General features: G+C 72.1%; 1 protein-coding gene. It reads right to left on the minus strand.

What is annotated here, in order from left to right; all coding sequences use genetic code 11:
- On the minus strand, positions 1–247 hold a 247-nt coding region (locus tag ADL29_RS14790), incomplete at both ends, for an acyltransferase domain-containing protein (protein WP_157878496.1).

Below are 247 nucleotides of genomic sequence, written 5' to 3' on the forward strand. Positions count from 1 at the left end.
GGCGACGGATATCGCCTCGCCCCAGGCAGCGATCCGCTCCCGGACCGCCTCCACACCCAGCGCAACCGACACCATCCCACCGCCACCAGCGAGAGTGCGACCGATCGCCTGCGACCGCAGCACCACCACCCTCGCCGCATCCTCCAGCGACAACGCCCCGGCCACACACGCCGCAGCGATCTCACCCTGGGAATGCCCAACCACCGCGGCCGGCTCCACACCCACCGACCGCCACACCGCCGCCAAC

This window comes from Streptomyces chattanoogensis, assembly GCF_001294335.1.
Lineage (GTDB): Bacteria > Actinomycetota > Actinomycetes > Streptomycetales > Streptomycetaceae > Streptomyces > Streptomyces chattanoogensis.